Here is a 540-nt window from a genome sequence, read left to right as displayed (position 1 = left end):
TCAGTTCCTGACCCGGCCCCAGTGTCGCCGCATTGGCCACCCCGGCGAAACGTGCCTGATTATTGAGGTAACGTTCATGGCGCAGGCGGGCATAAAATGCCCCACTTTCACTGTCCGGCTCACGCCCTTCGCTGCCTGCGGTCAGGTAGTTATCGGCGTAATGATAAGCTTCGCCGTAGGTGGTGGTATCGCCGCGAGTGATATCGGCTCCGGCGGTCATATCAGCAGTGGCGGTGCGGTAGTTGTAATCGCCGGTACTGACCGATTTTTCCACCACCTGATGAGCACTGGACAAGTCCCAGACCGACTCCACGCCGCTGTCGTGCATCCCCGAAGGGGGTACCGCTTGTAGCGTCAGCCCTGGCGGGTAAAAACGTTGGTCGTCGTAAAATTCCACCACATCAATATTGAGTTTGGGGTCAGCGGTAAAACGAAACCAGATCCCCACTTCCGCCAGCAGGCGGCTGATAAAGGTCAGGTCATCTTCGCCGTACTGCATCACCTGCTCACGGCGCGGATATTCACGGGCCAGCGTGAAGA

Annotated in this window: 1 protein-coding gene; it reads right to left on the bottom strand. The window is 58.0% G+C overall.

The features are described from left to right. Positions 1–540, bottom strand: a 540-nt coding sequence (gene vgrG / locus OVO64_RS20440) for a type VI secretion system tip protein VgrG (RefSeq protein WP_267249001.1), incomplete at both ends; no start/stop codon positions are given.

Source organism: Yersinia sp. Marseille-Q5920 (assembly GCF_946902935.1).
In the GTDB taxonomy this organism is placed as follows: domain Bacteria; phylum Pseudomonadota; class Gammaproteobacteria; order Enterobacterales; family Enterobacteriaceae; genus Yersinia; species Yersinia rochesterensis.
This window is presented reverse-complemented; position numbering and strand designations above follow the sequence as displayed.